Annotated in this window: 19 protein-coding genes, 1 tRNA gene and 1 riboswitch; of the genes, 12 read left to right on the top strand and 8 right to left on the bottom strand. The window is 50.6% G+C overall.

Features of this window, described 5'->3' with window-relative positions; translation table 11 throughout:
• Position 1: 1 nt before the first annotated feature.
• From FMR86_RS01595 to FMR86_RS01585, 3 genes are all read right to left on the bottom strand, one after another.
• Positions 2 to 658 carry a TrkA family potassium uptake protein gene (locus tag FMR86_RS01595; RefSeq protein WP_163349315.1) on the bottom strand — a complete coding sequence of 219 codons (657 nt, stop codon included), beginning with the start codon at positions 656 to 658 and terminating at the stop codon, positions 2 to 4.
• Between the two features lie 214 nt (positions 659 to 872).
• A complete protein-coding gene (locus FMR86_RS01590) occupies positions 873 to 2270 on the bottom strand; it encodes a TrkH family potassium uptake protein (RefSeq protein WP_373682435.1) in 1398 nt (465 codons plus the stop codon).
• A 126-nt stretch (positions 2271 to 2396) separates the two neighbouring features.
• The gene (locus FMR86_RS01585) at positions 2397 to 4322 is read right to left on the bottom strand and encodes an ATP-binding cassette domain-containing protein (protein WP_163349313.1); all 1926 of its coding nucleotides are present in this window, start codon (positions 4320 to 4322) and stop codon (positions 2397 to 2399) included.
• A 277-nt stretch (positions 4323 to 4599) separates the two neighbouring features.
• On the opposite strand from FMR86_RS01585, the gene FMR86_RS01580 reads away from it, so the two are divergent.
• Positions 4600 to 5001 carry an Hpt domain-containing protein gene (locus FMR86_RS01580; RefSeq protein ID WP_163349312.1) on the top strand — a complete coding sequence of 134 codons (402 nt, stop codon included), beginning with the start codon at positions 4600 to 4602 and terminating at the stop codon, positions 4999 to 5001.
• A gap of 78 nt (positions 5002 to 5079) precedes the next feature.
• Here FMR86_RS01580 and FMR86_RS01575 read toward each other — a convergent pair whose 3' ends face one another.
• Entirely contained in the window at positions 5080 to 5517 is a 438-nt protein-coding gene (locus tag FMR86_RS01575) for a flavodoxin (protein WP_163349311.1), read from the bottom strand.
• A gap of 467 nt (positions 5518 to 5984) precedes the next feature.
• On the opposite strand from FMR86_RS01575, the gene FMR86_RS01570 reads away from it, so the two are divergent.
• The 3 genes from FMR86_RS01570 to metC all read left to right on the top strand — a co-directional run bounded on the left by FMR86_RS01570 (position 5985) and on the right by metC (position 9487).
• Complete coding sequence (locus FMR86_RS01570; RefSeq protein WP_163349310.1) at positions 5985 to 7076, top strand: bifunctional 3-deoxy-7-phosphoheptulonate synthase/chorismate mutase type II; 1092 nt, start codon at positions 5985 to 5987, stop codon at positions 7074 to 7076.
• Positions 7076 to 8164: a 3-dehydroquinate synthase gene (aroB, locus tag FMR86_RS01565; protein WP_163349309.1), complete on the top strand. Its 1089-nt coding sequence runs from the start codon at positions 7076 to 7078 to the stop codon at positions 8162 to 8164. The genes FMR86_RS01570 and aroB overlap by 1 nt, the downstream gene beginning before the upstream one ends.
• A 162-nt stretch (positions 8165 to 8326) precedes the next feature.
• Positions 8327 to 9487, top strand: coding sequence for a cystathionine beta-lyase (gene metC / locus FMR86_RS01560; protein ID WP_163349308.1), 1161 nt, complete (start codon positions 8327 to 8329; stop codon positions 9485 to 9487).
• Positions 9488 to 9595: 108 nt separating this feature from the next.
• Here the strand turns inward: metC and FMR86_RS01555 are convergent, their stop codons facing one another.
• Complete coding sequence (locus FMR86_RS01555) at positions 9596 to 9946, bottom strand: PilZ domain-containing protein (protein ID WP_163349307.1); 351 nt, start codon at positions 9944 to 9946, stop codon at positions 9596 to 9598.
• Between the two features lie 273 nt (positions 9947 to 10219).
• On the opposite strand from FMR86_RS01555, the gene FMR86_RS01550 reads away from it, so the two are divergent.
• From FMR86_RS01550 to FMR86_RS01535, 4 genes are all read left to right on the top strand, one after another.
• Positions 10220 to 11509 carry a diguanylate cyclase gene (locus FMR86_RS01550; protein ID WP_163349306.1) on the top strand — a complete coding sequence of 430 codons (1290 nt, stop codon included), beginning with the start codon at positions 10220 to 10222 and terminating at the stop codon, positions 11507 to 11509.
• A 168-nt stretch (positions 11510 to 11677) separates the two neighbouring features.
• Positions 11678 to 12253 carry a DUF4136 domain-containing protein gene (locus FMR86_RS01545; RefSeq protein WP_163349305.1) on the top strand — a complete coding sequence of 192 codons (576 nt, stop codon included), beginning with the start codon at positions 11678 to 11680 and terminating at the stop codon, positions 12251 to 12253.
• A 196-nt stretch (positions 12254 to 12449) separates the two neighbouring features.
• Positions 12450 to 12640, top strand: a riboswitch (cobalamin riboswitch).
• Positions 12641 to 12717: 77 nt separating this feature from the next.
• Positions 12718 to 14991, top strand: coding sequence for a 5-methyltetrahydropteroyltriglutamate--homocysteine S-methyltransferase (metE, locus tag FMR86_RS01540; protein ID WP_163349304.1), 2274 nt, complete (start codon positions 12718 to 12720; stop codon positions 14989 to 14991).
• 72 nt (positions 14992 to 15063) lie between these two features.
• Positions 15064 to 15957, top strand: a complete 894-nt coding sequence (locus FMR86_RS01535; protein ID WP_163349303.1) for a methylenetetrahydrofolate reductase — start codon at positions 15064 to 15066, stop codon at positions 15955 to 15957.
• 57 nt (positions 15958 to 16014) lie between these two features.
• Here the strand turns inward: FMR86_RS01535 and FMR86_RS01530 are convergent, their stop codons facing one another.
• A complete protein-coding gene (locus tag FMR86_RS01530) occupies positions 16015 to 16677 on the bottom strand; it encodes a hypothetical protein (protein ID WP_163349302.1) in 663 nt (220 codons plus the stop codon).
• A 303-nt stretch (positions 16678 to 16980) separates the two neighbouring features.
• Here FMR86_RS01530 and FMR86_RS01525 point away from each other — a divergent pair, with 303 nt between their 5' ends.
• Positions 16981 to 17547: a transporter substrate-binding domain-containing protein gene (locus FMR86_RS01525; RefSeq protein ID WP_163349301.1), complete on the top strand. Its 567-nt coding sequence runs from the start codon at positions 16981 to 16983 to the stop codon at positions 17545 to 17547.
• A 70-nt stretch (positions 17548 to 17617) separates the two neighbouring features.
• On the opposite strand, the gene FMR86_RS01520 is transcribed toward FMR86_RS01525, so the two are convergent.
• Positions 17618 to 17704, bottom strand: a tRNA-Leu gene (locus FMR86_RS01520).
• A gap of 223 nt (positions 17705 to 17927) precedes the next feature.
• Here FMR86_RS01520 and FMR86_RS01515 point away from each other — a divergent pair.
• A complete protein-coding gene (locus tag FMR86_RS01515; protein WP_163349300.1) occupies positions 17928 to 18968 on the top strand; it encodes a hypothetical protein in 1041 nt (346 codons plus the stop codon).
• Positions 18968 to 21436 carry a cytochrome ubiquinol oxidase subunit I gene (locus FMR86_RS01510; RefSeq protein ID WP_239057105.1) on the top strand — a complete coding sequence of 823 codons (2469 nt, stop codon included), beginning with the start codon at positions 18968 to 18970 and terminating at the stop codon, positions 21434 to 21436. Before FMR86_RS01515 ends, FMR86_RS01510 begins: the two co-directional genes overlap by 1 nt.
• A gap of 255 nt (positions 21437 to 21691) precedes the next feature.
• On the opposite strand, the gene FMR86_RS01505 is transcribed toward FMR86_RS01510, so the two are convergent.
• Positions 21692 to 23260 carry a DEAD/DEAH box helicase gene (locus FMR86_RS01505; RefSeq protein ID WP_163349299.1) on the bottom strand — a complete coding sequence of 523 codons (1569 nt, stop codon included), beginning with the start codon at positions 23258 to 23260 and terminating at the stop codon, positions 21692 to 21694.
• A 612-nt stretch (positions 23261 to 23872) separates the two neighbouring features.
• On the opposite strand from FMR86_RS01505, the gene FMR86_RS01500 reads away from it, so the two are divergent.
• Positions 23873 to 24802 (top strand): glycosyltransferase, encoded by a 930-nt coding sequence (locus FMR86_RS01500; protein ID WP_163349298.1) that lies wholly within the window; start codon positions 23873 to 23875, stop codon positions 24800 to 24802.
• Positions 24803 to 24824: the final 22 nt, after the last annotated feature.

The following is a 24824-nucleotide window of genomic DNA, read 5'->3' as shown; positions in this document are numbered from 1 at the left end:
GCTAGGGCAGTTTCAGCAGGTTTTCCCGCGCTCCGATCATAATCAGCACATCATTTTCACTGAGCGGCTCGTTCGCTTTGGGCACGAAATTCAGTTCTTCCGATCCGTTTTTACGGATGGCAATGACCTGTACCTGATAATTGTTGGTCAGGTTCAGATCAATGAGTGTTTTTCCGGCCCAGTCATCGGCTTCGCGTTCTTTGATCAGAATGTCGTTGCCCATGGAAAGGTATTCGACCATGCCCGGAGTGGATAGCTTGTGGGCCAGCTGTTTTGCCGCAAAATGTTCCGGGAAGACAACATAATCCACGCCCATTTTGCTGAGTACCTTTTTATGGGCCGCGCTGATGGCTTTGACCCAGATCTTGTTGACCCCGATTTCCTGCAGATTAAGCACCACCAGAACGCTGGCCTCCAGTGAGTCCCCGGTGGAAACCACCACGTAATCAAAGTCCTGAAAGCTAAGCTGCTTCAGGGTTTGCGGATCAGTTCCGTCAGCCTGAAAGACTTGGGGAATGAAAGGTTTAGCAGCTTTGACCCGTTCTTCCCCGGTATCAATTCCCACAACATTGTGGCCCAGTCTGCGCAGGTTAAGTGCCAGTTCCAGACCGAATTTACCAAGGCCGATAACGCCTACTTCTATTGTTTTTTTTGTCATATTTTTGTGCCTCCGGCGGCTGGGGAAGGGGAAACTTTTGCAAAAGTTTCCCCTTCCCCAGACCCCATCCCCTTCAAAACCTTTTATTATGCTTCGCGAGTAGCGCGCTATAGCGGTCTTCGAATAAAGAGATGGCAAAGTCTTATTAAAACGTTTTGGGATTCTTAAACCCTTTTGGAAAAGGGGTTAAGGCCCCCGGCAGGGTCGCCGAAGGCTATCCTAACGGCAGATCGTCTTCAGGTAATCTGTAGCGGGGTTCGCGTTGCCAGCTGTTGATGGCTGTTAAGAGCCAGACTGGCCCCAGTCTTCCGACGAACATGAGAAATATTATGATCCCTTTTCCCGGTCCGCTCAAGTCCGGGGTTACTCCGGTGGATAAGCCCACGGTTGCGAAGGCGGAAATGGCTTCAAAGGTGATTTCGATGAAATGCCCGCGCACTTCGCTGTGCGGCAGGTGGCTGCCTTCGGTGATGCTGAGCAAAATGATGGCTGAGCCGAGGATTACGCTGGCGAGGGTCAGCAGGGTCAGGGCGCGGTTGACGCTTTCTTCGCTGAGTGCGTACCAGCCGACCTTGACTTGTGAATGGCCTTTGATTTTGGAGATGATAAAGCCCAGCCAGGTGCGGAAGGTGGTGGTTTTCAAGCCCCCGGCGCATGATCCCGGAGAACCGCCGATGAGCATCAGCCCGATCATGATCAGCAGGGATATATTGGTCAGCCCGGAAATATCAACGGTGTTGAATCCTGCGGTGCGGCAGGTGACCGACTGAAACAGGGCCGTGATCTCATTGACCATGGCCCCTTCGACTTTATGTACCTTGAGACTTTCTGCAAAAAAAATAGCCACCCCGCCGCCGATGATCAGGAAGGCTGAGGTTTCCAGTACAATGCGGGTGTGCCAGCTCAAGGCGTGGGCTGAGACTTCGGTTTTGCGTCTGCGGATGAAATTCTGGAATTTCTGCCACAGCTCGGTCATGACGTAGAAACCCAGCCCGCCCATGATGATCAGGGCCATGAAGACCGAGTTGATTCCCAGATGATTTTTCCATGTGGTCAGACTGTCCGAATAGAGCGAGAATCCCGCGTTGCAGAATGCCGATATGGAATGAAATATGGCCGAGAAGGGGTGGAATCCCGCTGGGTCCATAATGTTCAGGAGCAGTGCTCCCAGTGCTTCAATGGACAGCACTGCCGTGACCACGCCCACAATGAATTTACCGATATTAAAGGACGGGTCATGAATCAAAGTCTGGCTGACCGCGATACGGTCCGAGGCACTGACTTTTTTGCCCAGCAGGTAAATTACCAGACTGGCGTATGTCATAATCCCCAAACCGCCCAACTGGATCAGGGCCAGAATCACGCTCTGCCCGGTGCGGCTGAAAAAGCTCCCGGTATCCACCACCGCCAGCCCGGTAACACAGACTGCCGAGGTGGCCGTAAATACGGCATCAAGAAATGAAAGTTCCTTTCCCGGATGGCAAATGTCCAGTTTTAAAAGCAATCCTCCGACTAGAATAGTCAGAAAGAATGCGTAAATAGGCATCCAGAAAGGAGAAAAAGCTTTGGATTTCATATGATGCTTTTTACGCCTGAATTGTAAAGATAGCAAATTTAGATAGGTATGTGACGTACTGGCAAGTTATATGCGAAGCAAACTGAAAGGTTTTGAAAGGGATGGGGTCTGGGGAAGGGAAAACTTTTGCAAAAGTTTTCCCTTCCCCAGCCGCCGGAGGCATCAATTTTGTCCTGTTCTTCTACGATACTCTTCCAATTTTTCTTCCACTTCTTCCCAGCGCATGAAGGTTGTTTCGTGCTCGGATTCGAGTTCTTCCAGTTCCGCTTGTGCGGCGGCCATTTCTCCGCCGGATTTTTTGTAGAATTCCGGGTCGGCCATTTGGATCTGCATGGCTTCGATAGCGGTTTCAAGCTCTTCTATCTTTCCGGGCAACTCGACTATTTCCACTTCAAGTGCTTCAAATTCGCGCTGCTCTTTGTAGCTGAGCTTTTCCGGGCGCACGTCCGGGGTCTTCTTCGGCTTGGGCTTGGATGCTTTGGGTTTGGCTTCCTCTTCAGCCTGCGGACGCTGGCGCACCCAGTCATCGTACCCGCCAACGTAATCGTTAACCTGCGCATTGCCGTCAAAGGCAAGGGTGCCGCTGACCACGTTGTTCAGGAAGGCACGGTCATGGCTGACGATGATTACGGTACCGGGATATTCCATGATCCGGTCTTCGAGCAGTTCAAGGGTCTCGGCGTCGAGGTCGTTGGTGGGTTCGTCCATTACCAGCAGGTTGGAAGGGCGGGTGAACAGCCGGGCCAGCAGGAGACGGTTGCGCTCACCGCCGGAAAGTACGCTGACCGGAGAATTAGCCCGGTCCGGGGAGAACAGGAAATCCTTGAGATAGCCCATGACATGCTTGTTGCGGCCGTTGATGGTCACGGTGTCGTTGCCGTCGGCAACTGAGTTGCGCACGGTTTTTTCCGGGTCCAGCTGCTCGCGGTGCTGGTCGAAATAGGAAATTTCCAGCTTGGTGCCGAGTTTCACTGTGCCGGAATCAGGCTTGAGATTGCCGAGCAGTACCTGAATGAGGGTGGTTTTGCCTGCGCCGTTGGGCCCGATGATTCCTATGCGGTCCCCGCGCATGATGGTTGCGTTCAGGTCTTTGAAAATAGGAGTGTCGTCCCATGAATAACAGGCGTTCACGGTTTCGGCTACCACTTTACCGGAGCGGGCGGCTTCCTGAATTTCAATGGTCGCTTTTCCGGTCCGTTCACGGCGTTGCTTGCGTTCATCGCGCAGTTTTTTGAGGGCGCGTACGCGGCCTTCGTTACGGGTGCGGCGGGCCTTGATGCCCTGCCTGATCCAGACTTCCTCGCGGGCCAGCTTTTTGTCGAACTCGGACCAGTTTTTTTCTTCGGCAGCCAGCAGGTCTTCCTTGCGCTTGAGAAAGGTGTCGTAATCGCAGGACCAGTCTGCAAGGTTGCCTCGGTCAAGTTCGATGATGCGGGTGGCGATCTTGCGCAGGAACATGCGGTCGTGAGTGATAAAAATCAGGGTGCGGATGTTCTTGACGATAAATTCTTCCAGCCAGGCAATGGAGTCGATATCCAGATGGTTGGTCGGCTCGTCAAGAAGCAGAATATCCGGCTTGGAGGCCAGCGCACGGGCCAGCAGAGCGCGTCTTTTTAAGCCCCCGGAAAGGTTTTCAAAGCGCATTTCGGCACTGAGGGAGAGGCGGGAAATGACCATCTCAATGGTAGTCAATGCTTCCCAGCCGCCGTGCTTTTCCATGATCTCTTCCACTTCGGAAAGTTTGGCAACATCGCCGCCGTTTGCCACTTCAAGACTTACGGTGTGGTAGCGGGTCAGGGCTTCGCCAAGGTCGCCGAGGCCCCCGGCAACCACTTCGAAGATGGTCCCTTTCAGCACTTCGGGCACCTTCTGGGAAAGCCGGGCCACGCTGACTCCTTTCTGGTAAGAGATGTTTCCGCCGTCCGGCACAAGGTCTCCGCTCATGAGCCGGAGCAGGGTGGATTTACCTTCCCCGTTACGTCCCACAATACAGATCCGCTGGCCTTCCTCCACTTGAAAGGAAACTTTATCCAGCAGCTGGGGGCCGCCGAAGGTCATGGAAACATCGCTTACGCTCATCAAAGCCATTTTATTTAACTCCGCACTATACTTGATTAAAAATATAATATAATTAAAGACAGAAGGTGATATTTTTTACTAGTATCTCAAACTTGAGGGCGGCAGTGTAGAATTTTGCTGTCAAAAAGGGAAGTCCGTATAGGGCTGCGCAAAGGTGTTTTTTTGCGTTACAATTTGTTGACGAAAGCCTAAGCTTAGGGCAGATAACCTCTAACGTTGCTCCTGCAGAGTAACGAAATAGTGATTTTAACCCCTGCTGTTGCGGCGGGTGGGACAGATAAATATAATGAGTACCGGCGACAGACTACTGGACATCTTTCAGGATGAAACCCTTGAGCGGCTCGATAATATCGAGACCGGGCTTCTGCAATTGGAAAACAGCCCGGCCGATCTTACCCCGGAGCTGATCAATTCCATCTTCAGAGATGCCCATTCCATCAAAGCAGGGTCGAACCTGCTCAAGCTGACCGTCATCGAAGAGCTTTCTCACAAGCTGGAAAACGTGCTGGAGATGATCCGCTCCGAAGGACTGATTCCCACGGAACTCATCATTACCGCGTCACTTGAGTCGGTGGATAAACTTCGCATGCTGACGGAAGATGTGCTCAGCAGCAATACCAAGAGTATCCGCTTGCAGAAAACAATGCTGGAAGTTTCGGTTCAGCGTGCTCTGGCCGGCCAGAACTAGTTGAAGATAGAATAAAATTTTAAAGCCCCCGCAGTATTAGTGCGGGGGCTTTATTAATTGTGATCAGCTGGATTCGGGCTAAAGCTTTGCAGCGATCTCACCACCCCAGTCCATGATAGGATCGCGTTCCGGGTCACCGTCGATTTTAAGGCTGTCCCCGATAACAACGGCACCTATTTTTTCGAGTTTTTCTTCAATGGCGTCAACTGCCCCGCAGAAATAGGTGTAATCGGAATCTCCGCAGCCGAAGACCGAGACTTTCTTTCCTTTCAGGTCGGCATCTTCGAGAGAGTCGTAGAGGGGGATGAAGTCATCCTGCAATTCAATCTCTTCTTCGCCCCAGGTGGAGCAGCCGAAGAGTACGATGTCATATCCGCCCAGATCTGCTGCACCGACATCGGTGACATTTTTCAATACTACTTCGATTTCTTTGTTTTCAAAAGCTTCAGCCACGTATTCAGCTGTGGTTTCTGTGTTTCCAGTGGTTGAGCCGTAGACGATCAGTGACTTGGACATGATGTCCTCCTTTTAAATATGTAATCAGGTTTGTTAACGTTATTTTGACTTTTAGTGAGAATGAAATTTAAAGTCAATATCAATAAATAAAATTGTTAAGAAAATATGAAAAAAACAGTTTCCGGGTCATTGAGTGTTTACGCCGCATCACTGTGGTGTTATGGGGTACCTAAGACTTATCGGAAAATTCTGATGCAGCCACCGCCAGCAACCGGTTGCCGTCTGTTTTCCGCCTCTGCCTCCCCGGCAGGGTGTATAGTCCAACTTCATTTATAATTTATTTTTGATTACGTGGGATTGATGCAATCTCCCGTATTCGGTGCTTGTCTTTTTCCGGCCGATTTTTTCCTGCTGTTTTCTGCATTGTCTGTTATATTCAGATTTCATTTTTGCAGTATTATTTCATCTAGCGCCATCAAACCGGCCCGGACTTCTTTTCAACTTCAATTATTACGGAGGTCATTACCATGAGCGTACAACTCGATGTAAAAGGTTTGGATACTTGGGGTTTCAATAACGACGGTCCGCTGATTATCGCCGGGCCCTGCAGTGCGGAATCCCGCGAACAGCTGCTCGATACCGCACGCGGCATCAAAGACAAAGGAGTGCATCTCCTGCGCGCAGGCATCTGGAAACCCCGCACCCGTCCCGGCTGTTTTGAAGGCATGGGTGAGGAAGGTCTCAAATGGCTGGTGGAAGCCAAGGAAGAAACCGGGCTGCCCATCTGCTGTGAAACTGCCACCCCCGAGCACATTGAGCTCTGCCTTAAATACGGCGTGGACCTGATCTGGATCGGTGCTAGAACCACCGTTAACCCCTTTGCCGTGCAGGCCATGGCCGATGCCTTGCAGGGAACCGATATTCCCGTGCTGGTCAAGAACCCCATCAACCCCGATGTGGAACTTTGGCTCGGCGCACTGGAGCGCATCAACAAGGCCGGAGTAACCAAGCTCGGTGCTATTCACCGCGGTTTCTCCTCCGCCCGTCCCAGTGAATTCCGCAATGCTCCCAACTGGAGAATTTTTATTGAACTGCGCCGCCGCACCGAAGGCATGCCTATTATCTGCGACCCCAGCCACCTTTGCGGTAAGCGTGAACTCATCCCCGCAGTAGCCCAGAAATCTCTCGACCTGCTTTTTGACGGTCTGATGATTGAATCCCATATTAATCCTGACGTGGCACTCAGTGACAGCAAACAGCAGTTCACCCCTGAAGATCTCGGTGAAGTTCTTGCCGGACTTGAGGTCAAGCAGCCCGCTGCGGAAGATGAGGAATTTGCCCATCGCATGGAAAGCAAGCGTACCCGTCTTGTTGAAATTGATGACGCCATTGTTGAACTGCTTGCCGAACGCATGGCCCTTGGCCGCAAGATAGGTAAGATGAAATGTGAGCGCGGTATTGCACTTCTGCAGCCCGCACAGTGGAAGAAGACTGTTGAAAAGCGTACCCGCGAAGGTGTTGCCCGCGGCATGGACGAACATTTCATGCTCCGTATCTTCCAGTACATCCACGAAGAATCCCTGCGTCAGCAGGAATGCGTGCTGGCCGGGGAAGATTAATGCCCTGCGTCAGTGTTGAACTGCGCGGGGAGTTCGATAATTCCTATGAAATCAGCGTCGATTACTCCGTCATGGATGAAGTTGTCGCTGATCTCAAAGCACGGAAATTCGGACACACCCCGGTAGTTATCTGCGATGAAAATACCCGCGGGCTTTTCGGTCATGAGCTGGTCGAAAAGCTCGCTTTAGCGGGGGTTGACCCGCTGCTGCTCACTGTCCCCGCCGGGGAAAACAGCAAATCCCTTGATGTGTTCGGTTCCCTGCTGGAAGCAATGCTTGAGGCCGGGATTACCCGTCAGGATGTTGTGGTCGCCCTTGGCGGCGGCGTGGTCGGCGATCTTTCCGGCTACGTTGCCGGGAGTTATATGCGCGGCATTAATTTTGTGCAGGTTCCCACAACCCTGCTTTCTCAGGTGGATTCCTCCGTGGGCGGCAAGGTGGCGGTGAACATTAAGCACTGGAAGAATTACTGCGGTATGTTCTACCAGCCCAAGCGGGTTTATACCAACATCTCAGCCCTTGAATCTCTCCCTGAGCGGGAAATTCTCAGCGGGCTGGGCGAAGTGGTCAAGACCGCTTTCATCGCCGATGGCGGGCTGGTGGATTACCTCTCTGTCAATGCCGATAAAGTCCGCGCCCTTGACCCGGAAGTCATGGGCAAGGTTGTGGCCCGTTGCTGCGGGATCAAGGCCGATGTGGTTGCCCGTGACGAAAAAGAGGGCGGTGTGCGCCGTATCCTCAATTACGGTCATACCGTGGGCCATGCCATTGAGACTTTTGCCGGATACAGGATTTCTCACGGCGAATGTGTGGCCTGGGGCATGCGTATTGTTTCCCGGGCCTGCAATAGGGCCGGAATGCTTTCAGCCGAGGATCTCCGGTTGCATGAAGAGCTTATGGATAAGCTGAATCTTGCAACCGGAAAGCTGGATATTGATCCTGCCAAAATCATGCAGCTCATGCAGAAGGATAAGAAGGTCAAGCAGGGGCAGGTTGTCATTGTCGGTCTTGACAGGCTGGGCCGTGCAGTGGTTAAGGAAGACTTCCCCCTTGAGTTAATTGAGGAAGAATTGAAAAAGATGATTTAAGAATGCCTCCGGCGGCCAAAGAACCCTTTGGAAAAGGGGTCTCTGGACTCTCCTAAACTTTTTATTAGGGCTTCGCCGTGTTGTTTAATAAATTTGCGGGGAACTGGTTGTTTTACCAGTTTCCCGCTTTATGTTTGGGTCCAGCCACAACAAGGAACTTCCATGAAAAAATCCACCACTCTGGTCAATGCGGGCAAAGCCGAAGCCCGTGAATTTATAGATACTATCAATCCGCCCCTGCACCGCGCTTCCACTGTTCTTTTTGATTCCTACGCTGATATGCTTAAAGCCAACAAAGGCGAGTTTGAAGGAGTGGAGTACGGGACCTGCGGTCTGGCTGCCCAGAACGCTTTTGAAGCCGCCATGGTTGAGCTGGAGGGTGCGCACGGCTGTAAAGCGTATCAGTCAGGCATAGCCGCTATTGCCATGGTGCTTATGGCTTACACAAAGCAGGGCGACCATATTCTTATTTGCGATAATGTCTATGGCCCGACACGTCATTTCTGTGATGGTTTTCTTTCCAAATACGGTGTTGAAACAGATTATTTCCCATCTGATTCCGGGGCAGATATAGCCGGGTACATCCGTGAGAACACAAAGCTTCTGTTTCTGGAATCCCCCGGTTCAAATACTTTTGAGATTCAAGATATTGCTGCTGTCAGTGAAATATGCCGATCCAAAGGTGTGGTTTCTGTCATTGATAATACCTGGGCAACTCCATTATATTTCAACCCCTTTGAGCATGGGGTTGATGTTTCCATTCAGTCCTGCACCAAGTACATCACTGGGCATTCTGATATCCTTCTGGGCACGGTTTCCACTAATGAGCAGAGTTGGGCAGCCCTTGAAAAATGTTCCGGAATTTTTGAAGCTTTTGCGGCTCAGGAAGATTGCTATCAGGCTTTGCGCGGCTTGCGGACTCTGAAAGTTCGCCTCAAGGCCCATGAGGAATCCGCTTTTGAAATTGCCAAATGGCTGGAAAATCATGAAATGGTAGAATCTGTGATCCATCCGGCTCTGGAAAGCCACCCTCAACATGATCTCTGGAAGCAGTATTTCAAAGGGGCGAGCGGTCTCTTCGCATTTACCCTTAAAGATGAATATGAAGATATGGATCATTCGCCGTTTGTGGACAATCTGGAGTTGTTTGGCCTCGGTTACAGCTGGGGAGGCTACAAAAGCTTGATTACCGGAGGTAAGTTCAGGCGAACAAATCCTTTCGGTTACGAAGGCAAAACCATTTTCAGGCTGAACATCGGACTGGAAGATGTGGAAGATTTGAAGGCTGATCTGGCGCAGGGGCTGGAGAGGTTGAAAGGATAAAAAAAAGATCCCCCGGAACATTGGTTTCGGGGGATTTCTCATCAGTTGCTTCCAGATATCGTTTCAACATTCATTTTCTTGGAGTAGGCATGTCTCGGCGGAAAAGACTTAGGTCATCATTTCTGCAAGTGTGGTGTGGTCAATATCAAGGGCCGGGGTGAATTTTACTCCGTAAAGTGAATCCTCCTGCCATACGGTAACCGCCTTCTGGCTGCTCAGAAATCCGATATTATCATTGAAAATGCAGCCGCGGATGAATATTTCATCATCCGGATTGATCCCGCTGGAATCAGCTCTGGAGTTGAGTATAAATTTCATTCCCTGAGTGGATATATTCAGGATGGTGATGTCAAGGTCCCGACCGGACGATGATGCGGCAATATCGCATTGCCGGAAGAATCCGTTTATGGAGCCAAGTTCAATTCTTGTATGTTTGCGTCTTTCAGCTGATCTATTCATAATTATCTCCCCGAACGAACAGGACACTAAGTTTTATTAAAATTCAAGGGAATTATTTTTTGTCATTTTTGATGTACTGTGTTATTCTATACTGTTAAAGGATTGTATTGTGGCGTTCTTTTTATTGCGTAAATCTCAGTTGTTGAGTCTCCTTACATTGAAAATGTTGAGAGAGGTTGGAAAATGCTTGTGTGTTCGGTGAGTTGTTGACGTAGGAGAATTTTATTTTTTATACTTACGGTACTCAAAAGAATTTTCATTCCGGGGTATGTAATGAACATAGAAAATCTAATGAGGCGCATTGCCGAACTGGAAGGGGAGCTTGAGTTTAAAACATTGCTGGCGGACTCCTCATCGGAAGCTATCGGGGTCTTTGATGAAAATGTCTGTTGTGTGGCAGTGAACAGGGAGGTGCTTAAAGTTCTGGGGTATACCCACGATGAAGTAATCGGGATGGGCGGTCTGGATTTTATTGCCGAAGATTATCGCGGTCTGGTGAAAGAAAATATCGTGGAAATGTTTGAGGAGCCGTATTTTGTGATGGGCAGGCGTAAGGACGGTTCTACTTTCCCGGCAGAAATCCGCGGGCGTACAGTTGTAGTGCGTGAAAAACAATACCGTATCTCAGCCATCCGCGATATCTCCTATCTGAAAGCAACAGAAATGGAGTTGCGCGAAACCCTGCATGAATTAAAAATAATATTTGAAAGCAGCAGGGTCGGGATGATGTTTCTGCAGGGCGGGCGGGTCCTGAAAAGAGCCAATCAGGCCCTTGCCGATATTTTGGGGTATGATTCTCCCGAAGAAATGGTCGGCCTAGGCATGGGTGACTTGCATCTTTCCGAAAAGAAATTTCATGAGTTCGGCGAGCAGTATTATAACGCCCTTGAGGCTCGTGCGCAGGTGAATATTGAATACCAGTTGCGGAGGAAAGACGGAAAATCCTTATGGTGTTCCCTTTCCGGGCAGGCCGTGGATGTAAATAAACCTGCGGATTTGAATCGTGGTGTGCTCTGGGTGGTGGATGATATTTCTTTCCGAAAGGTTGAAGAAGAGCGTCTTGTTCTGCTGGCAACCACGGACAGTCTGACCGGGGCTTTGAACCGCAGAGAGTTTTTCCGTCAGCTTGATTTGCGCAACCAAAAAGATAAGCGCAGCTCTCCAGGGCCGTGCATGCTGATGATCGACCTTGATCATTTTAAAAGTATTAATGATACATATGGTCATGAGGGCGGGGATGAAGTTCTGAAGTTTTTTGCAGATTCCTGCCGGAGCATTGTCCGCGACAAGGATTTGTTTGCCCGTCTGGGCGGTGAGGAATTTGCAATTTTCCTGCCCGGCACTGATTTGGGCGGAGGTATTGCTGTGGCGGAGCGTCTGCGAAGAACAATGGAAGACAACGAAGTCTCTGTTTCAGGGGGCAGTATCCGTTGTACCGCAAGCGTCGGCGTTGCTTCGGTAAATTCACGCAGCCTTGATCCGGAGCGGTTGCTGCGTATGGCCGATTTGGCCTTGTATAATGCCAAAAGTTCCGGGCGTAACAGGGTCTGCTTTTATGATTAATAATTTTATGTGCTGCATGAAATCTGTTCCGGACATTGATTTTGTTTTACCACTTGGCTAAAGCCGTTAAAAAAGTTAAATGGTTAGGCTATAGGGAATTGTAATAAAGAGTTTAATACGGTTTTTTCCTTTAAAGGCGACCGTGACAAATAAAGTCAGGAGATTGTGGTGAGGAAGTTATTTGTTGTTTTTGCCCTGCTCGCAGTGATGCTTTCCGGGTGTGTGTATGTGAATATGGATGTTGAGAACAGACCTGTTAAAGGTACTGATTTCAGCCAGCTGAAAACTTTTGCTTTCAAGCAGAAAAGCGACTCCAAAAAGGATCTTGAAGCTATCCTGCTCAATAGTGCCAAGCTTGAGCTTGAAGCCAAAGGATTCCGCTACGATCCTGCAGCTCCTGATTTTGTGGTGGTTGTTAATTTCGGCTCCAAAGCTTTTATGGAAAGAGGGGTCACCTACAAAAGGGAAGCTAATGAATTCGATTACATAAGCAGTCAGACCTATACAGAAATCGGTGTGGTCAAGGATGCCGATGCTCCCCGTGTTGATAACACCGTGCGAATCTACCTGATGACCCCTGAAGAAGAAGGCATGAAAACCTATCTCTGGCGCGGTAAGGCTGTAAGTCAGGACCGCGAGGGGCTTGATATCGTAGGGCGTTGTCTGGTGAAAGGTGCTCTGCTGAAATTTCCGGCAGCAAGCGGCAGCTTCAAAGAAAAGCTGAATGTTAAGGATTGTGAATAATATTTTTTTCAGGACCGTCTGAATTATAGACGGCTTGTACATGATTTAAATGGGCTGTGAGGTTTTCCTCACAGCCTTTTTTGTTTTTCAGTGAGCGGGCTTTCCGGGGATTATTCCGGCTTTGAGTATGAAATTTTCAATTGCGCTTGACTTCAGGGATGAAGGATGGCATTTCTTGATCACTATATAACAATATTTTTATATATTGAATTTGAGTTATGAAAGCCCGCAGGAAACGGAAGACGGTGAGAGTCCGTCACAGGCGCGCTGCTGTAACCGGGAAATAAAAATGAATGGTGTCGGATCACTGTGAAAACGGGAAGGTTCGACACTGTGCGTCAAAACAGCCCGGAAGTCAGAAGACGTCCTGCAGGAACGAGTGGCCGGATCTCGCGAACAGGTCCGGAGAACAGGGATTGAGAATCCCACCGCCAAAGGCGGACACTGCAAACATGGAGAATTTTATGCTGACGCACACCTTGGGCTACCCCAGAATGGGCAGTAACCGTGAACTTAAAAAGAAACTTGAATCCTACTGGAGAGGGGAATCCGGAAGGGATGACCTTTCATTGACCGCCAGAAAGCTGCGCGTGCAGCACTGGGAAGACCAGAAAAAAGCAGGCGTAGACCTTCTTCCGGTAGGGGATTTTTCCTATTACGATCATATGCTGGATAATGCATTCAGGTTCGGCGTTATCCCGGAAAGATACGGCGTACACAATGGGAAAGCTTCCATTGATGATTATTTCAGGATGGCCCGTGGCGAAGCCGGAGAAAACGGTGTTGCCGCCATGGAAATGACCAAATGGTTCGATACCAACTACCATTATATAGTCCCCGAATTCAGTCGGGCTCAGGAATTTGTTCTTGCCGATGATTCCTTGCTGCAGCAGGTGGATGAAGCAGTTTTGCTGGGGCACAGGGTTAAAGCTGTACTGCCCGGACCGCTGACTTTTCTCCTGCTCGGCAAATGCGCGGATCAGGAATTTGACAGACTGGATCTTCTGGAAAGGCTGCTGCCTGTCTATGTGGAACTGATCGAAAAGCTTGCTGCCAAATGCGAATGGATTCAGTTTGATGAACCTGTTCTGGCTCTTGATCTTGATGAGAATGTCCGCAAACTTTTCGGGCCTGTTTATCGCACTTTCAAGGATGCTGCGGCAGGCTGCAAAATTATGGTTGCATCATATTTCGGCGGACTGGGCAGTAATCTTGAAACAGCCGCATCCCTGCCTGTAGACGCACTGCACGTTGATCTGGTGCGCGGCGCACAGGATCTTGAGCCGTTGCTCGCCAAGCTGGGCGGTAATTTGAGTCTTTCTCTGGGTGTGGTGGATGGTCGCAATATCTGGCGGGCCGACCTTGATAAAGCTGTGGCAGCCGTAAACTCTGCGTTGACAGTTCTGGGTGAAGACCGGGTGCTGGTTGCCCCTTCCTGCTCACTTCTGCATGTTCCTTTTGACCTTGAGCTGGAAGCAAAGCTGGATGCGGAAATTAAATCGTGGATGGCCTTTGCCCGCCAGAAGTGCGCGGAAATCAGGACTGTTGCCGATGCTGCTGCAGGTAAGGATGTTGAAGAAGTTCTTACTGAAAACCGCAGTATTCTTGAAGCCCGCAAAAGCAGCCCGAGGGTGAACAATCCCAAGGTTGCTGAAAGGCTGGGCGCGCTTAAAGCTGAAGATTACCGCCGCAAGTCCGTTTATGAACAGCGGGCGGAAATCCAGCGCGGCCTTGGTTTTCCCGTGCTGCCCACTACGACCATCGGTTCTTTTCCCCAGACCCCGGAAGTGCGCTCCACCCGCAGCGGATTTAAAAACGGACGCATTGAGCGCGCTGATTACGAAAGTTTCATGCGCAACTACATTGAAGACTGCATCCGCAAACAGGAAGAAATCGGTCTTGATGTGCTGGTTCACGGTGAACCGGAGCGCAACGATATGGTCGAGTATTTCGGGGAGAACTTTGACGGTTACTGCTTCACTTCCAACGGCTGGGTGCAGAGTTACGGTTCCCGCTGCGTGAAGCCCCCGGTGATTTTCGGCGATGTATCCCGTCCCGGTCCTATTACCGTGGACTGGATCAATTATGCCCGTTCTCTTTCCGATCGTGAAGTCAAAGGCATGCTTACCGGGCCGGTAACCATTCTCTGCTGGAGTTTTGTGCGTAACGACCAGCCGCGCAGTGAAACCTGCCGTCAGATCGCACTGGCTGTGCGTGACGAGGTTGCCGACCTTGAAAAGAGCGGGGTGAAGGTCATTCAGATTGACGAACCTGCTCTGCGTGAGGGGCTGCCCCTGCGCAAGGCCGAGCAGGCTGAATACCTGAAATGGGCTGAGGAATGCTTTCGTCTTTCCTCCTCCTGCGTTGGAGATGCGACCCAGATTCATACCCACATGTGCTATTGCGAATTTGATGAAATCATGAATTCCATTGCCGCCCTTGATGCCGATGTAATCAGCATCGAAGCCAGCCGCAGCCGCATGGAGCTTCTGGGAAGTTTCAGACAGTTCAGCTACCCCAATGAAGTGGGGCCCGGTGTTTATGATATCCACAGCCCCGCTATCCCGGCAGCGGATGATATGGCCGGATTGCTGGAAAAAGCACTGGAAGTCATCCCGGCAGAACGTCTCTGGGTAAACCCGGACTGCGGACTTAAAACCCGCAAATGGGATGAGGTTGTCCCGGCTCTTAAAAATATGGTTCAGGCGGCGGAAAGCGTTCGCCGCAAGATTCAATAGATAAATACAGAACATCCTCCCGGGCCGTGCCTGCGGTCCGGGAGCCAAGCAGATAAAAATGGAGAATTTAAAATGCAGGTGGCACAGAATATCAATGAAGCAGGACAGTTTTTTTCTTTTGAATTTTTTCCTCCCAAGGACAAATCCACATGGCCCAAGTTCATGGAACGGGCCGAAAGGCTGGCCGCACTCAACCCTCTTTTTGCCTCAGTAACTTACGGTGCGGGCGGCACCAGTCATGACAACTCCCTTGAGATCTGTTCCCTGCTGAAAAAAGATATGGGCATTGATATTCTCGCCCACCTGACCTGCGTTGGGGCCAGTGAAGAGTCTATTGACGGATTTGTGTCCAGTCTGGTGGAAGCCGGGGTTTCCGATATTCTGGCCCTTGGCGGCGACGGAGTAGCCGATGCCAACGGTAACGGGCAGAGTCGTTTTTATCATGCTTTAGATCTGGTGGAATATGTGGATGGTAAGTTCTCGGATGTTGGCATCGCCGTGGCCGGATATCCCGGCGGACATCCTGAATCCCCGTCCTTGTTTCGTGATCTTGAATTTCATCATGCCAAGCTTTCCAAGGGCGCGGATTTTACCATGACCCAGCTCTTTTTTGATAACCGGGTCTATTTTGATTACGTGGACCGTCTGGCCGAAATGGGCATAGACCGTCCGGTGATTCCCGGGGTGTTGCCCATTCAGTCCCTCGGTTCCCTGCGCCGGATCATGTCCCTTTGCGGTGCGGCTATTCCCGGTGATCTCTATTGCGGTGTGGAAAAAGCCTTTGAAGAGGGCGGTGATGAAGCGGTCATGGAATTCGGATTTGATTTCGCCCGCAAACAGATTGCGGACCTGCTCGATAAGGGCGCGCCCGGAGTACACATATACAGCCTGAACCGGGCCGCCATGTGTGAGAGATTGATTACTGATTTGAAGGGTGATGGATATTTCAATTTAAATGATAGATAGCCCGTAAAAAAGTCCCTCCAGCCGTTCAGGCTGGAGGGACTTTTTTTACTAATCATCTTACAAAAAGCCTTTGAACATTTCGGCAATTTTTGCGGCGGACTGCACCCGTTCCGGTCCGTTCTCAATGATGAAGGGCAGGATTTTGTCGGAATATTCGCCCAGCCCGGAAAGCAGGCTTTCGCTGAGTCCTTTTGCGGAGGGGGAAGCGATGAAATTCTTGATTTCAGTGTACAGGGTTTTGGCTTCGCTTACGGAGCTGTTACCGGAAGTGTAAGCTGTGGAGGCATGGTCATAGACTTTTTTGGCTTTTTCCATGCTGCCCGGAGTAGTGATAATTTTAGTAAGCTTGGAAGTCAGGGAGGGGCTGGTTGTAGCTGCATCCATGCTTTCGGAAAAACCGACCATTTTGCTCAGGGTGCTGAGTCCTGAACCGGAATCCATGTTCCCGAATTTGGAAATCAGGGACGCTCCTTCTTCAGGGTCAATCAGGCTCATGACTGTGGTCTGGGCATCTATGAGGTTGTCGGTGGAATCGTAAAACCCGGTATATACGGATTTGGCCCGGTCAAGCAGGCTGGCTCCTTCGGCCGCACCTTTTGCTGTATCTGCAGCGGAGGAAAGGTCCTTCAGGCCGAAGGCAGATGCAGCCGGGGTCTGAATGAGCATACTGGCTGCTACCAGCAGGCAAAGCAGTATCATGCGGGAACGTAAAATTTTCATATTGTTGTCTCCTTTTTAGTTAGGTCTGCAGTATACCTGAATGACGAAAATTTTCCATTAGAAAGCTTGCTTCTTTAGCTGTATTTTTTTTATGATAGTTCTGAATAATAATATTAACGCCGGGGTTAAGATTTGCCGTTAAGATTGTTCCTTTTCATATTAATTTTTGTTTGCTTGAGCAGCACTGCTTTTGCCTGGGAGCTAAAATTCGCCTCTATTGAAGGGTTGGCAGAACAGAAAATAGGAGGATATGTCCTGCCGCGTATTTATAAGCGGATCGGAGTGGATGTTGAAGTCCTGCCCATGCCCGGCAAGCGCGCCCAGTTGGCAGTAGAAAAAGGTGCGGTCGATGGTGAGGTCATGCGTATCTATACTTACGGTGGAGAAGTTCCTAATGTTGTGCGGGTGGAGCCTGCTTATTTTTATCTGGATACAACTCCGTATGTGAAAAAGGGCAGCGGGATTCAGATTAATGCAGTCGATGATTTGAGAAATTACCGTATAGCCAAAGTTCGGGGTGTAAAACACACTTCAAACATTACTGCGGGTATGGATCGTGTTTACGATCTGGACAGTGCTGAACAAGTTATCAAATTTCTGGAATATGGTCGGGCGGATGTGGCTATCGGTAATTCTCTGAACTTGAATTATCTGCTTAAAGAAATGAAAAATGAGGATGTTGTTGCTGCCGGGCCGCCTTTGGCAAGGTTGCCGCTTTATCATTATCTTACAAAAAAACATTCGCGTAAGGCAGCAAAAGTAGGGAAGATGATAAGTGGCATGCAGCAAAGCGGGAAGCTGGAAAGGTTGATACAGGAAGCTGAGTATAAAATTTTTCAGGCCCCGGGTGAGGCTCACTACAAGCATTGATACTGATCCGGGCGTGATGGACACAACAAAAAAAGCCGCAACATCTGTTGCGGCTTTTCTTATTTACGAGTGGTGCCGAAGAGAAGACTCGAACTTCCACGGAGAAACCTCCACTAGACCCTGAACCTAGCGTGTCTACCAATTCCACCACTTCGGCACTCGGTAGAAAGGTTTCTATTTACTTCGGCCTGCTTTGGCAAGAACTTTTTTTGTTAAATCGTAAATAAATTGTAAAATGGCGGGAAAATATCAATCGGAACGTTTTGGTATGCTGCTCCGAGAAGAAATGTTCCAATTTAATCATAATCCGTTTCTAATTGTGACTGTGCTTTTCTCCTGCTATGTAAAGCGGAAACTCCAATTCAATAAGGGGGAGATTCATGGACCCGTCCTCGCTGGTTCCGGCAGTCATTGGCATTTCAGTTCATCCCATATGGCCGGTAACGCTTTCGATCGTAACTTTTTCCGTCCATCTGCTGCTGATGAATGCAGTCTTCGGGGGTGCGGCGATTGTTTTTATTCATTCCCTTTCCGGCGGAACTCCGGTTTCGCAGAATATTTCCCGCAAGCTGCCGACCCTGCTGGCTCTGGCAATTAACGCCGGGGTGCCGCCGCTGCTTTTTTTGCAGGCGGTTTACGGGCAGTTCAGCTATGTGTCTTCCATACTTATGGCAGTGTTCTGGCTGGCGGTCATAGCGGTCCTCATCAGCGGCTATTACGGGTTGTATATCCATAATTACCGTTACGAAAAGCTGGGTGCCACAGGCCGTAAACTGCTCATGCTGGGTGTGCTCTGTGCCATTTCCTACATCGGGTTCATGCTTTCCAATAAGATGACCTTGATGCTGCGCCCGGAGGCCTGGTCCGAATATTTTGCCGATCCGGACGGTTTTGTGCTTAACCTGAGCGATCCGGTGCTTTATCCGCGTTTCATGCATTTCGCCATTTCCGCTTTGGCAGTGGGCGGACTGTTTGTGGCTCTTGTGGGCAAACGTAAAGGCGAGCAGTCCTTCATTGATACGGGCATGAAATGGTTTTCGCGCTCCACTCTGGTTAACGTAATCATGGGCGTATGGTTCCTGCTGGCCCTGCCCAGAGAAGTCATGCTCATCTTCATGGGGCAGGATATGCCGGCCACAGTGCTGCTCTGTGCGGGGCTGCTGGCAACTTTCGGTATGCTTCATGCCGGGTTTACAAAAAATATTTACGCAGCCGCCGCAACAACGGTCTTTATCGTTCCGGTCATGGCGGTCATGCGCCATCTTGTGCGCCAGAAATATCTTGAACCGTACTTCACTCTGGATACCGCTCCGGTGTCCGGTGATTGGGACCCGTTTATACTTTTTATTGTGTCGCTGATTGCCGGCGGACTGTGCATCGTCTACATGCTCAAACTAATGCTCAGGGCTGAAAGGGGTTAATGATGGAATATCCAATCTGGCATCTGACTACTTTCGGCGGCGGGTTCTGGATCGCGCTTATTGCGACCTTGCATGTGTTCGTGGCCCAGTTTGCCGTGGGCGGCGGTCTGTTTCTCGTCGTTACTGAGAAGTTGGCCTACAGGACTGAATCAAACGAACTGCTTGATTACGTAAAAAAACATTCCAAATTTTTCCTGCTCCTGACCATGGTTTTCGGCGGCGGGTCCGGGGTGGCTCTCTGGTTCACCATGGCCCTGCTCAGTCCGCAGGGCACCCTCGTGCTGGTGCGCGAGTTTCTTTTTGCATGGGCCACGGAATGGGTCTGGTTTGTGGGCGAGGTCATAGCCCTGCTCATCTACTATTATTATTGGGAAAAGATGAATCGCCGCGACCACCTGATTATCGGCTGGTTCTATTTCGTTTTTGCTTTTCTTTCTCTGTTGACCATCAACGGGGTGGTCTCCTTCATGCTCACCCCCGGCCCATGGCAGGAAACGCGTAATTTCTGGGATGCCATTTTCAATCCCACCTTCTGGCCCGCGCTCTTTTTCCGTACCGCCCTTTGCGGCATGCTGGCCGGGCTGTTCGGCTTTGTAACCGCTGCAAGAATCAAGGAACAGAGCCTGCGCTGCATGATGGTCCGGTTCTGCGGAATATGGACTCTGACCGGATTGGTGCTGACCGTATTTTCCGGCTACTGGTACATGAGCTATCTGCCCCCGGAACAGGCTATGCTGGTGCTTCATAAATCCCACCGGGTGGCATTTTTTCTGAAAGTATTCAAATACAGTGCTCCGCTGATTCTTTTCGGCGGTCTGTTTATGGCTGTCTGTGCTCCGCGCAGAGTCAATTTCAGTTCGGCCATGCTTATGCTTGTGGTTGCGCTGGTTTTCTACGGCTCATTTGAATTCATGCGTGAAGCAGGCCGCAAACCCTATGTTGTCTGGGGCGAGGTCTACTCCACCAATATCACTGTGGAGCAGGCCGAAGAGCTTAAAGGAAAATCCATCCTGCAAACTGCCAAATGGATTCCGCAGGATTTGCGTGAAATCAACGCTGAGAACCGCCTCCGGGCAGGGTCATGGCTTTACCAGATGCAGTGCGGTCCCTGTCACGCCATTAACGGTCCCATGAACGACATTGTTCCCCGCACCGCAAAATATACTGCCGCCGGGCTGGATGCGTTCATCTCCGGTATGGGGCGGATGAATAAATATATGCCTGAGTTTTTCGGTACAGCAGAGGAGCGGAGTGTGTTGGCCGAATACATCCATTCCGTCGGTCCGGGCTATGGACCGGAACTGGCCGCGCCGGAAGAACCGGCACTTGCCCCCGCTCCCTTTGAACCGGAGCAGGAATACGTGCTTATGGCCTGGCCGCTGGAAGGGCTGCGTCTGATCATCGACAAAGACCGGACCATGTCCGTTTCCGATAAAGGCAGCATCGTCCGCGCCCAGCTTATCATGCGTGGTGATTCGCCAGAGATCGTTACCGAAGATGTGAAGATCGTCTGTAAACCGCAGTCCATGGATAAAACCTTCGAACTGGCGGCTGAAGACGGTTATTTCCAGTCCGCTCCTATCGAAATCCTGCCCTACACCATGGAAACATACCAGCCCTTGCCTCCGGTGGAAGTGCAGGCCCTTGATGCGGATGGAAATATTCTCGCCGCAACAACTATAGTGCTTCCGGTTTCCACCCGTCCGGGCTGTAACAACTGCCATGGCGGCGGTTGGAATTTCCCGGAACAGGGCGGTTTCTCTGCGCAGACCGCAGCGGATATCGTCAGCGTGCATGACCGGGAGAATAATACCGACTTCAGAAAACGGCTCAAGAACAGCGAGAACATCGATTGTAGGGCTTGTCATGACGGCGGGTTGCAGCTGAACCTGTCCACAGCTCTGCACGGCTTTCACGCCGTATATCTGGCAGATAGGGAGAACGATGCCTGCATGATGTGCCATCCGCAGGAAAGTCTGCGCGGGGTTCATGTTGATGCCGGAATGGAATGCGTGAACTGCCACGGCTCCATGGAGAATCACGCTATTGCCCTGCTTAAAGGGGAAGAGCAGAAGCCCGCAGCCAGACAGCTTATAAAGCTGATCGCTCCGGTTGATTACGATCTGGATGAGATAAACCCGCGTCAGCCGGGCGAGCAGCAGCCCGACTGCCTGACCTGTCATGTTGAATTCGCCGATCCTGAATCGGACTCAGCTTTCAACGAATGGACCGAGGGTCGCGAAAGTCTCTTCCGCAACCGCAAAGATGAAATGGACGCAATAATGTGCGCGGCCTGCCACAACGCAGCGCACGCGGTCTTCCCGGCAGGAAATGAGCGTGATAATCTGCGCGCGCTGCAATTTATGGGTGAAGCACAGCCCATGGGTGCAGCCGGGACCTGCACAGTCTGCCACGAAGAAGAAATGGAAGACGCAGCCCACCATCCCGGAATGGGATTGGAAGAATAAGACTGGGGAAGGGGAACTTTTGGGAAAAGTTCCCCTTCCCCAGACCCCATCCCCTCAAAACTTTTCAGTAAGCTTCGCATGTAGCTTTAGATATTTTCCCATAAAAGAACCCCGCCATATCTCGAAAGATATCGCGGGGTTTAATCTTGGCAAATTTTAAATGCGAAGCGGCGCAGCCCTAGTAAAAGTTTTGGGAGAGTCCAGAGAACCTTTTTTCAAAAAGGTTCTTTGGTCCCCGAAGGGCCGCCGGAGGCATTAACCTCTTCTAAGCAAAGGTCTTTCGTTCTGGGAAGCTCTGTTCACTGCGCGCATGACGTTATCGGAATCACCTGCAGGCACGGTGAAGGTGGACTGGCGTCCCTGAATCTTCACGTGCTGGATGCGTACGGGATTGATACGTGCGCGGCGGCAGATCATGTCCACCAGTTTACGCGGGGTCATGCCGTGGGAGCGGCCTACACCGGCGGTGAAACGTACCCGGCCGCGGGGACCGTTGGAGCCGGGGCCGCATTCTTCGATTTTGCGGTAGCTGCGTTTATCCAGAACGCTGCCCTGTGAATGCTTGAGCAGTGCGGCAACGGCTTCCACCGGGTCAACGCCTTCGAGCAGCTCGTGGGCCAGGTCGAGGTAGGAAAGATGCTTGCCTGCTTCAACGATATCGCTGAGTTCAGCACCCATGCGGGATTTTTTGACATCAATGACCTGATCGATGGTCGGCAGGGGCTTTTTATCCACCTTGAGCTTGGTGATTTTGGTGATGTAGCGCAGCTTGCCGAATTCACGGGGGGAAATCAGGGTTACAGCCACGCCTTTTTTACCTGCGCGACCGGTACGGCCGACGCGGTGCACAAAGCTCTGCGGGTCCTGCGGCAGGGCGAAGTTTACAACGTGGGAGAGGTCCGGCACGTCAATACCGCGTGCGGCAACGTCGGTAGCCACGAGAATTTTACAGCGGCGTTTGCGGAAACGCATGAGGATGTCTTCGCGGCGGGCCTGAGAAAGATCTCCGTGGATGGGCTCGGCAGGGTAGCCGCGCTCGGCAAGGGTTCCGGCCACGCGGTCGGCATCGGCACGGGTGCGGCAGAATACCAGACCGTAAAATTCAGGCTGGGCATCAACAACACGGCAGAGTGCTTCAAAGCGGTCACGCTCGTTAACTTCGTGAAAGATGAGTTCGGTCAGCTGTGCTTCGTCTTTTTCGCGCTTAACTGCAATCACATCGTAATCGCCCATGAATTTCTTGGCGATGTTCATTACTTCGCGGGGCATGGTAGCGGAAAAGAGCAGGGTGCGGCGGTCTTCGCCTGCATTTTCCATGATCTCGGAAACTTCCTCAAGGAAGCCCATGTTGCACATTTCGTCAGCTTCATCGAGTACGAAATTGTTGATCTGGGAAAGGTCAAGGGTCTTGCGGCGGATGTGGTCGAGCACACGGCCGGGAGTTCCGACAACGATATCAGCACCGCGCTTGAGAGCCTTCAGCTGCGGAAGCATGGGCTGGCCGCCGTATACGGTAGCCACGAAAACTTTGCGCTTACCGCGAAAGGACATAAGTTCGTCCGCAACCTGCACAGCAAGTTCACGGGTGGGAGTAAGGATGATGGCCTGAACGTGCTTGGCACCTTCGCGGACATTTTCAATGATAGGCAGACCGAATGCAGCAGTCTTACCTGTTCCGGTCTGGGCCTGACCTACGATGTCCTTTTCGCCGGAAAGAAGCATGGGAATGGTCTTTTCCTGAATAGGGGTGGGTTCGGTGAAGCCTTTTTTTTCAAGTGCTTCAATAATGACATCGGAAAGGCCGAGATTTTTGAATTTTTCCATGATTTATTTATCTCTCTAAGATGGAAGAAAATTTAATTTCTATTAAAAGGGTAAAGAACATTAGTCGCGTGCGCAGCATTATGCCGGACGCGTGTTAATTCCCGTTTCAGCTGGGCCGGATTTATTAAATCGGGTCGTTTTTTATCACTGGCAAAAGTACAGCAACACGAATCAGCAAACCGCACAGGCGGCCTGATCCGGGGATGTTCCGGTCTTGCGGAAATGGGGTGAAAAAACAAAGCAATACCAGCCCCTTAAAAAGCAGGGGAGGTTTTTAGCTACCGTAATAAATGTCCGGTATTTTTGGAGGGACCGTCCGGTTATCTCGATCTACAAAAGGTGGGTAAAAAACTCACAAAGGCAGATCGTACTTTCTCCTGAAACAGCAAGGCGAACTGCCTGCATAACTGGTCCCAATCTTCTAATTAGGTTTCAGGGGAATCGTCACATAAGGACGATGTACGAAACAGGTACACTGCCCTTGCAATTAAAAACTCGGGTCTCTCTGGACCCAAAACAACCGGATATGGACGGACGCGAGAAGCCATAAGCACCGAATGGGGGTTGGGTCAAGGGTTTTCTTCTTGTAAGTTTTTATTTAGAGAGTAATCCATGAACCCAAAAATACTATACTTGGCCCACGACATAAAAAAGCCCTCCGGCGGGGTTAAGGTCATTTATGATCATGTAGCCATTTTACGCGAACATGGTTTTGATGCCTATGTTGTTCATAATGAACGGGGCTATCGCTACCCCTTTGCCGGTGTGGATGTTCCGGTGCTCTGGCAGGATGACGGTGTTAAGATTAGTTCGGGTGACCATCTCGTAGCACCGGAAAATTCCCCGTTGGCGGAGCTGGCTGGGATGAAGGGGGTAAATACTCATATCTTTGTTCAGAGTTTTGCTCTGCTGTATCAGGGGGCTTCACCGGAAGTATGGCGTAATTTGTCTTTGGCCGGTGTGTTTTGCCCTTCCGAATATATTGCAAAGATGCTGCAGGTCGATTTCGGCATGTCGCCGGAGATCATTCCCAATGCTGTTGATCCTCTTTTCAAGCCTGCCGCAAAGAAGCGGATGATTGCGTATATGCCCCGGCGTCTGGGGAGTGAGGCTGAATTTATCATTAAACATGCCTGCTCGATATCTGATAAAATGGATGATGTGCAGATATCTCCCATTCACAAGATGTCTCTTTCTGAGGTTGCAGGTATTTTAGGGGAAGCGGCAGTATTCCTTTCTACATCTTATCTTGAAGGTTTCGGCCTGCCCACTCTGGAGGCAATGGCCAGCGGCTGCGTTGCAGTGGGATTCAAGGGGTTCGGAGGTAAAGAGTACTGCCGGAGTATTAATGGACTGTGGATCCCGGAAGGAGATGTACTTGCTGCTGCACGCGGGTTGGTTAAGGCTGTGGATATGTTTGATTCGGGGTCTCCAAAGCTTGCAGGTATTGTTGAGCAGGCGGGTGTGATGGCCGCAAAATATTCCATAGAAGCTCAAAGTGAAGCTTTGGTCCGCTACTGGAATAATAAAATTTATAGTTAATTCCTTTATTTAAAATTTATCC

It is taken from the genome of Desulfovibrio sp. JC010, assembly GCF_010470675.1.
GTDB lineage: Bacteria > Desulfobacterota > Desulfovibrionia > Desulfovibrionales > Desulfovibrionaceae > Maridesulfovibrio.
Note: the sequence above shows the minus strand (reverse complement) of the source record. Positions and strands in the feature narration are given on the sequence as shown.

Excerpts from the sequence above, each read along its gene's own strand:
- aroB (WP_163349309.1), top strand. The coding sequence starts at position 7,076 with ATGCCCTGCGTCAGTGTTGAACTGCGCGGGGAGTTCGATAATTCCTAT.
- FMR86_RS01515 (WP_163349300.1), top strand. The coding sequence starts at position 17,928 with ATGGACCCGTCCTCGCTGGTTCCGGCAGTCATTGGCATTTCAGTTCAT.
- metC (WP_163349308.1), top strand. The coding sequence starts at position 8,327 with ATGAAAAAATCCACCACTCTGGTCAATGCGGGCAAAGCCGAAGCCCGT.
- FMR86_RS01530 (WP_163349302.1), bottom strand. The coding sequence starts at position 16,677 with ATGAAAATTTTACGTTCCCGCATGATACTGCTTTGCCTGCTGGTAGCA.
- FMR86_RS01510 (WP_239057105.1), top strand. The coding sequence starts at position 18,968 with ATGATGGAATATCCAATCTGGCATCTGACTACTTTCGGCGGCGGGTTC.
- FMR86_RS01535 (WP_163349303.1), top strand. The coding sequence starts at position 15,064 with ATGCAGGTGGCACAGAATATCAATGAAGCAGGACAGTTTTTTTCTTTT.
- FMR86_RS01525 (WP_163349301.1), top strand. The coding sequence starts at position 16,981 with ATGCCCGGCAAGCGCGCCCAGTTGGCAGTAGAAAAAGGTGCGGTCGAT.
- FMR86_RS01595 (WP_163349315.1), bottom strand. The coding sequence starts at position 658 with ATGACAAAAAAAACAATAGAAGTAGGCGTTATCGGCCTTGGTAAATTC.
- metE (WP_163349304.1), top strand. The coding sequence starts at position 12,718 with ATGCTGACGCACACCTTGGGCTACCCCAGAATGGGCAGTAACCGTGAA.
- FMR86_RS01570 (WP_163349310.1), top strand. The coding sequence starts at position 5,985 with ATGAGCGTACAACTCGATGTAAAAGGTTTGGATACTTGGGGTTTCAAT.
- FMR86_RS01555 (WP_163349307.1), bottom strand. The coding sequence starts at position 9,946 with ATGAATAGATCAGCTGAAAGACGCAAACATACAAGAATTGAACTTGGC.
- FMR86_RS01500 (WP_163349298.1), top strand. The coding sequence starts at position 23,873 with ATGAACCCAAAAATACTATACTTGGCCCACGACATAAAAAAGCCCTCC.
- FMR86_RS01580 (WP_163349312.1), top strand. The coding sequence starts at position 4,600 with ATGAGTACCGGCGACAGACTACTGGACATCTTTCAGGATGAAACCCTT.
- FMR86_RS01575 (WP_163349311.1), bottom strand. The coding sequence starts at position 5,517 with ATGTCCAAGTCACTGATCGTCTACGGCTCAACCACTGGAAACACAGAA.
- FMR86_RS01550 (WP_163349306.1), top strand. The coding sequence starts at position 10,220 with ATGAACATAGAAAATCTAATGAGGCGCATTGCCGAACTGGAAGGGGAG.
- FMR86_RS01505 (WP_163349299.1), bottom strand. The coding sequence starts at position 23,260 with ATGGAAAAATTCAAAAATCTCGGCCTTTCCGATGTCATTATTGAAGCA.
- FMR86_RS01585 (WP_163349313.1), bottom strand. The coding sequence starts at position 4,322 with ATGGCTTTGATGAGCGTAAGCGATGTTTCCATGACCTTCGGCGGCCCC.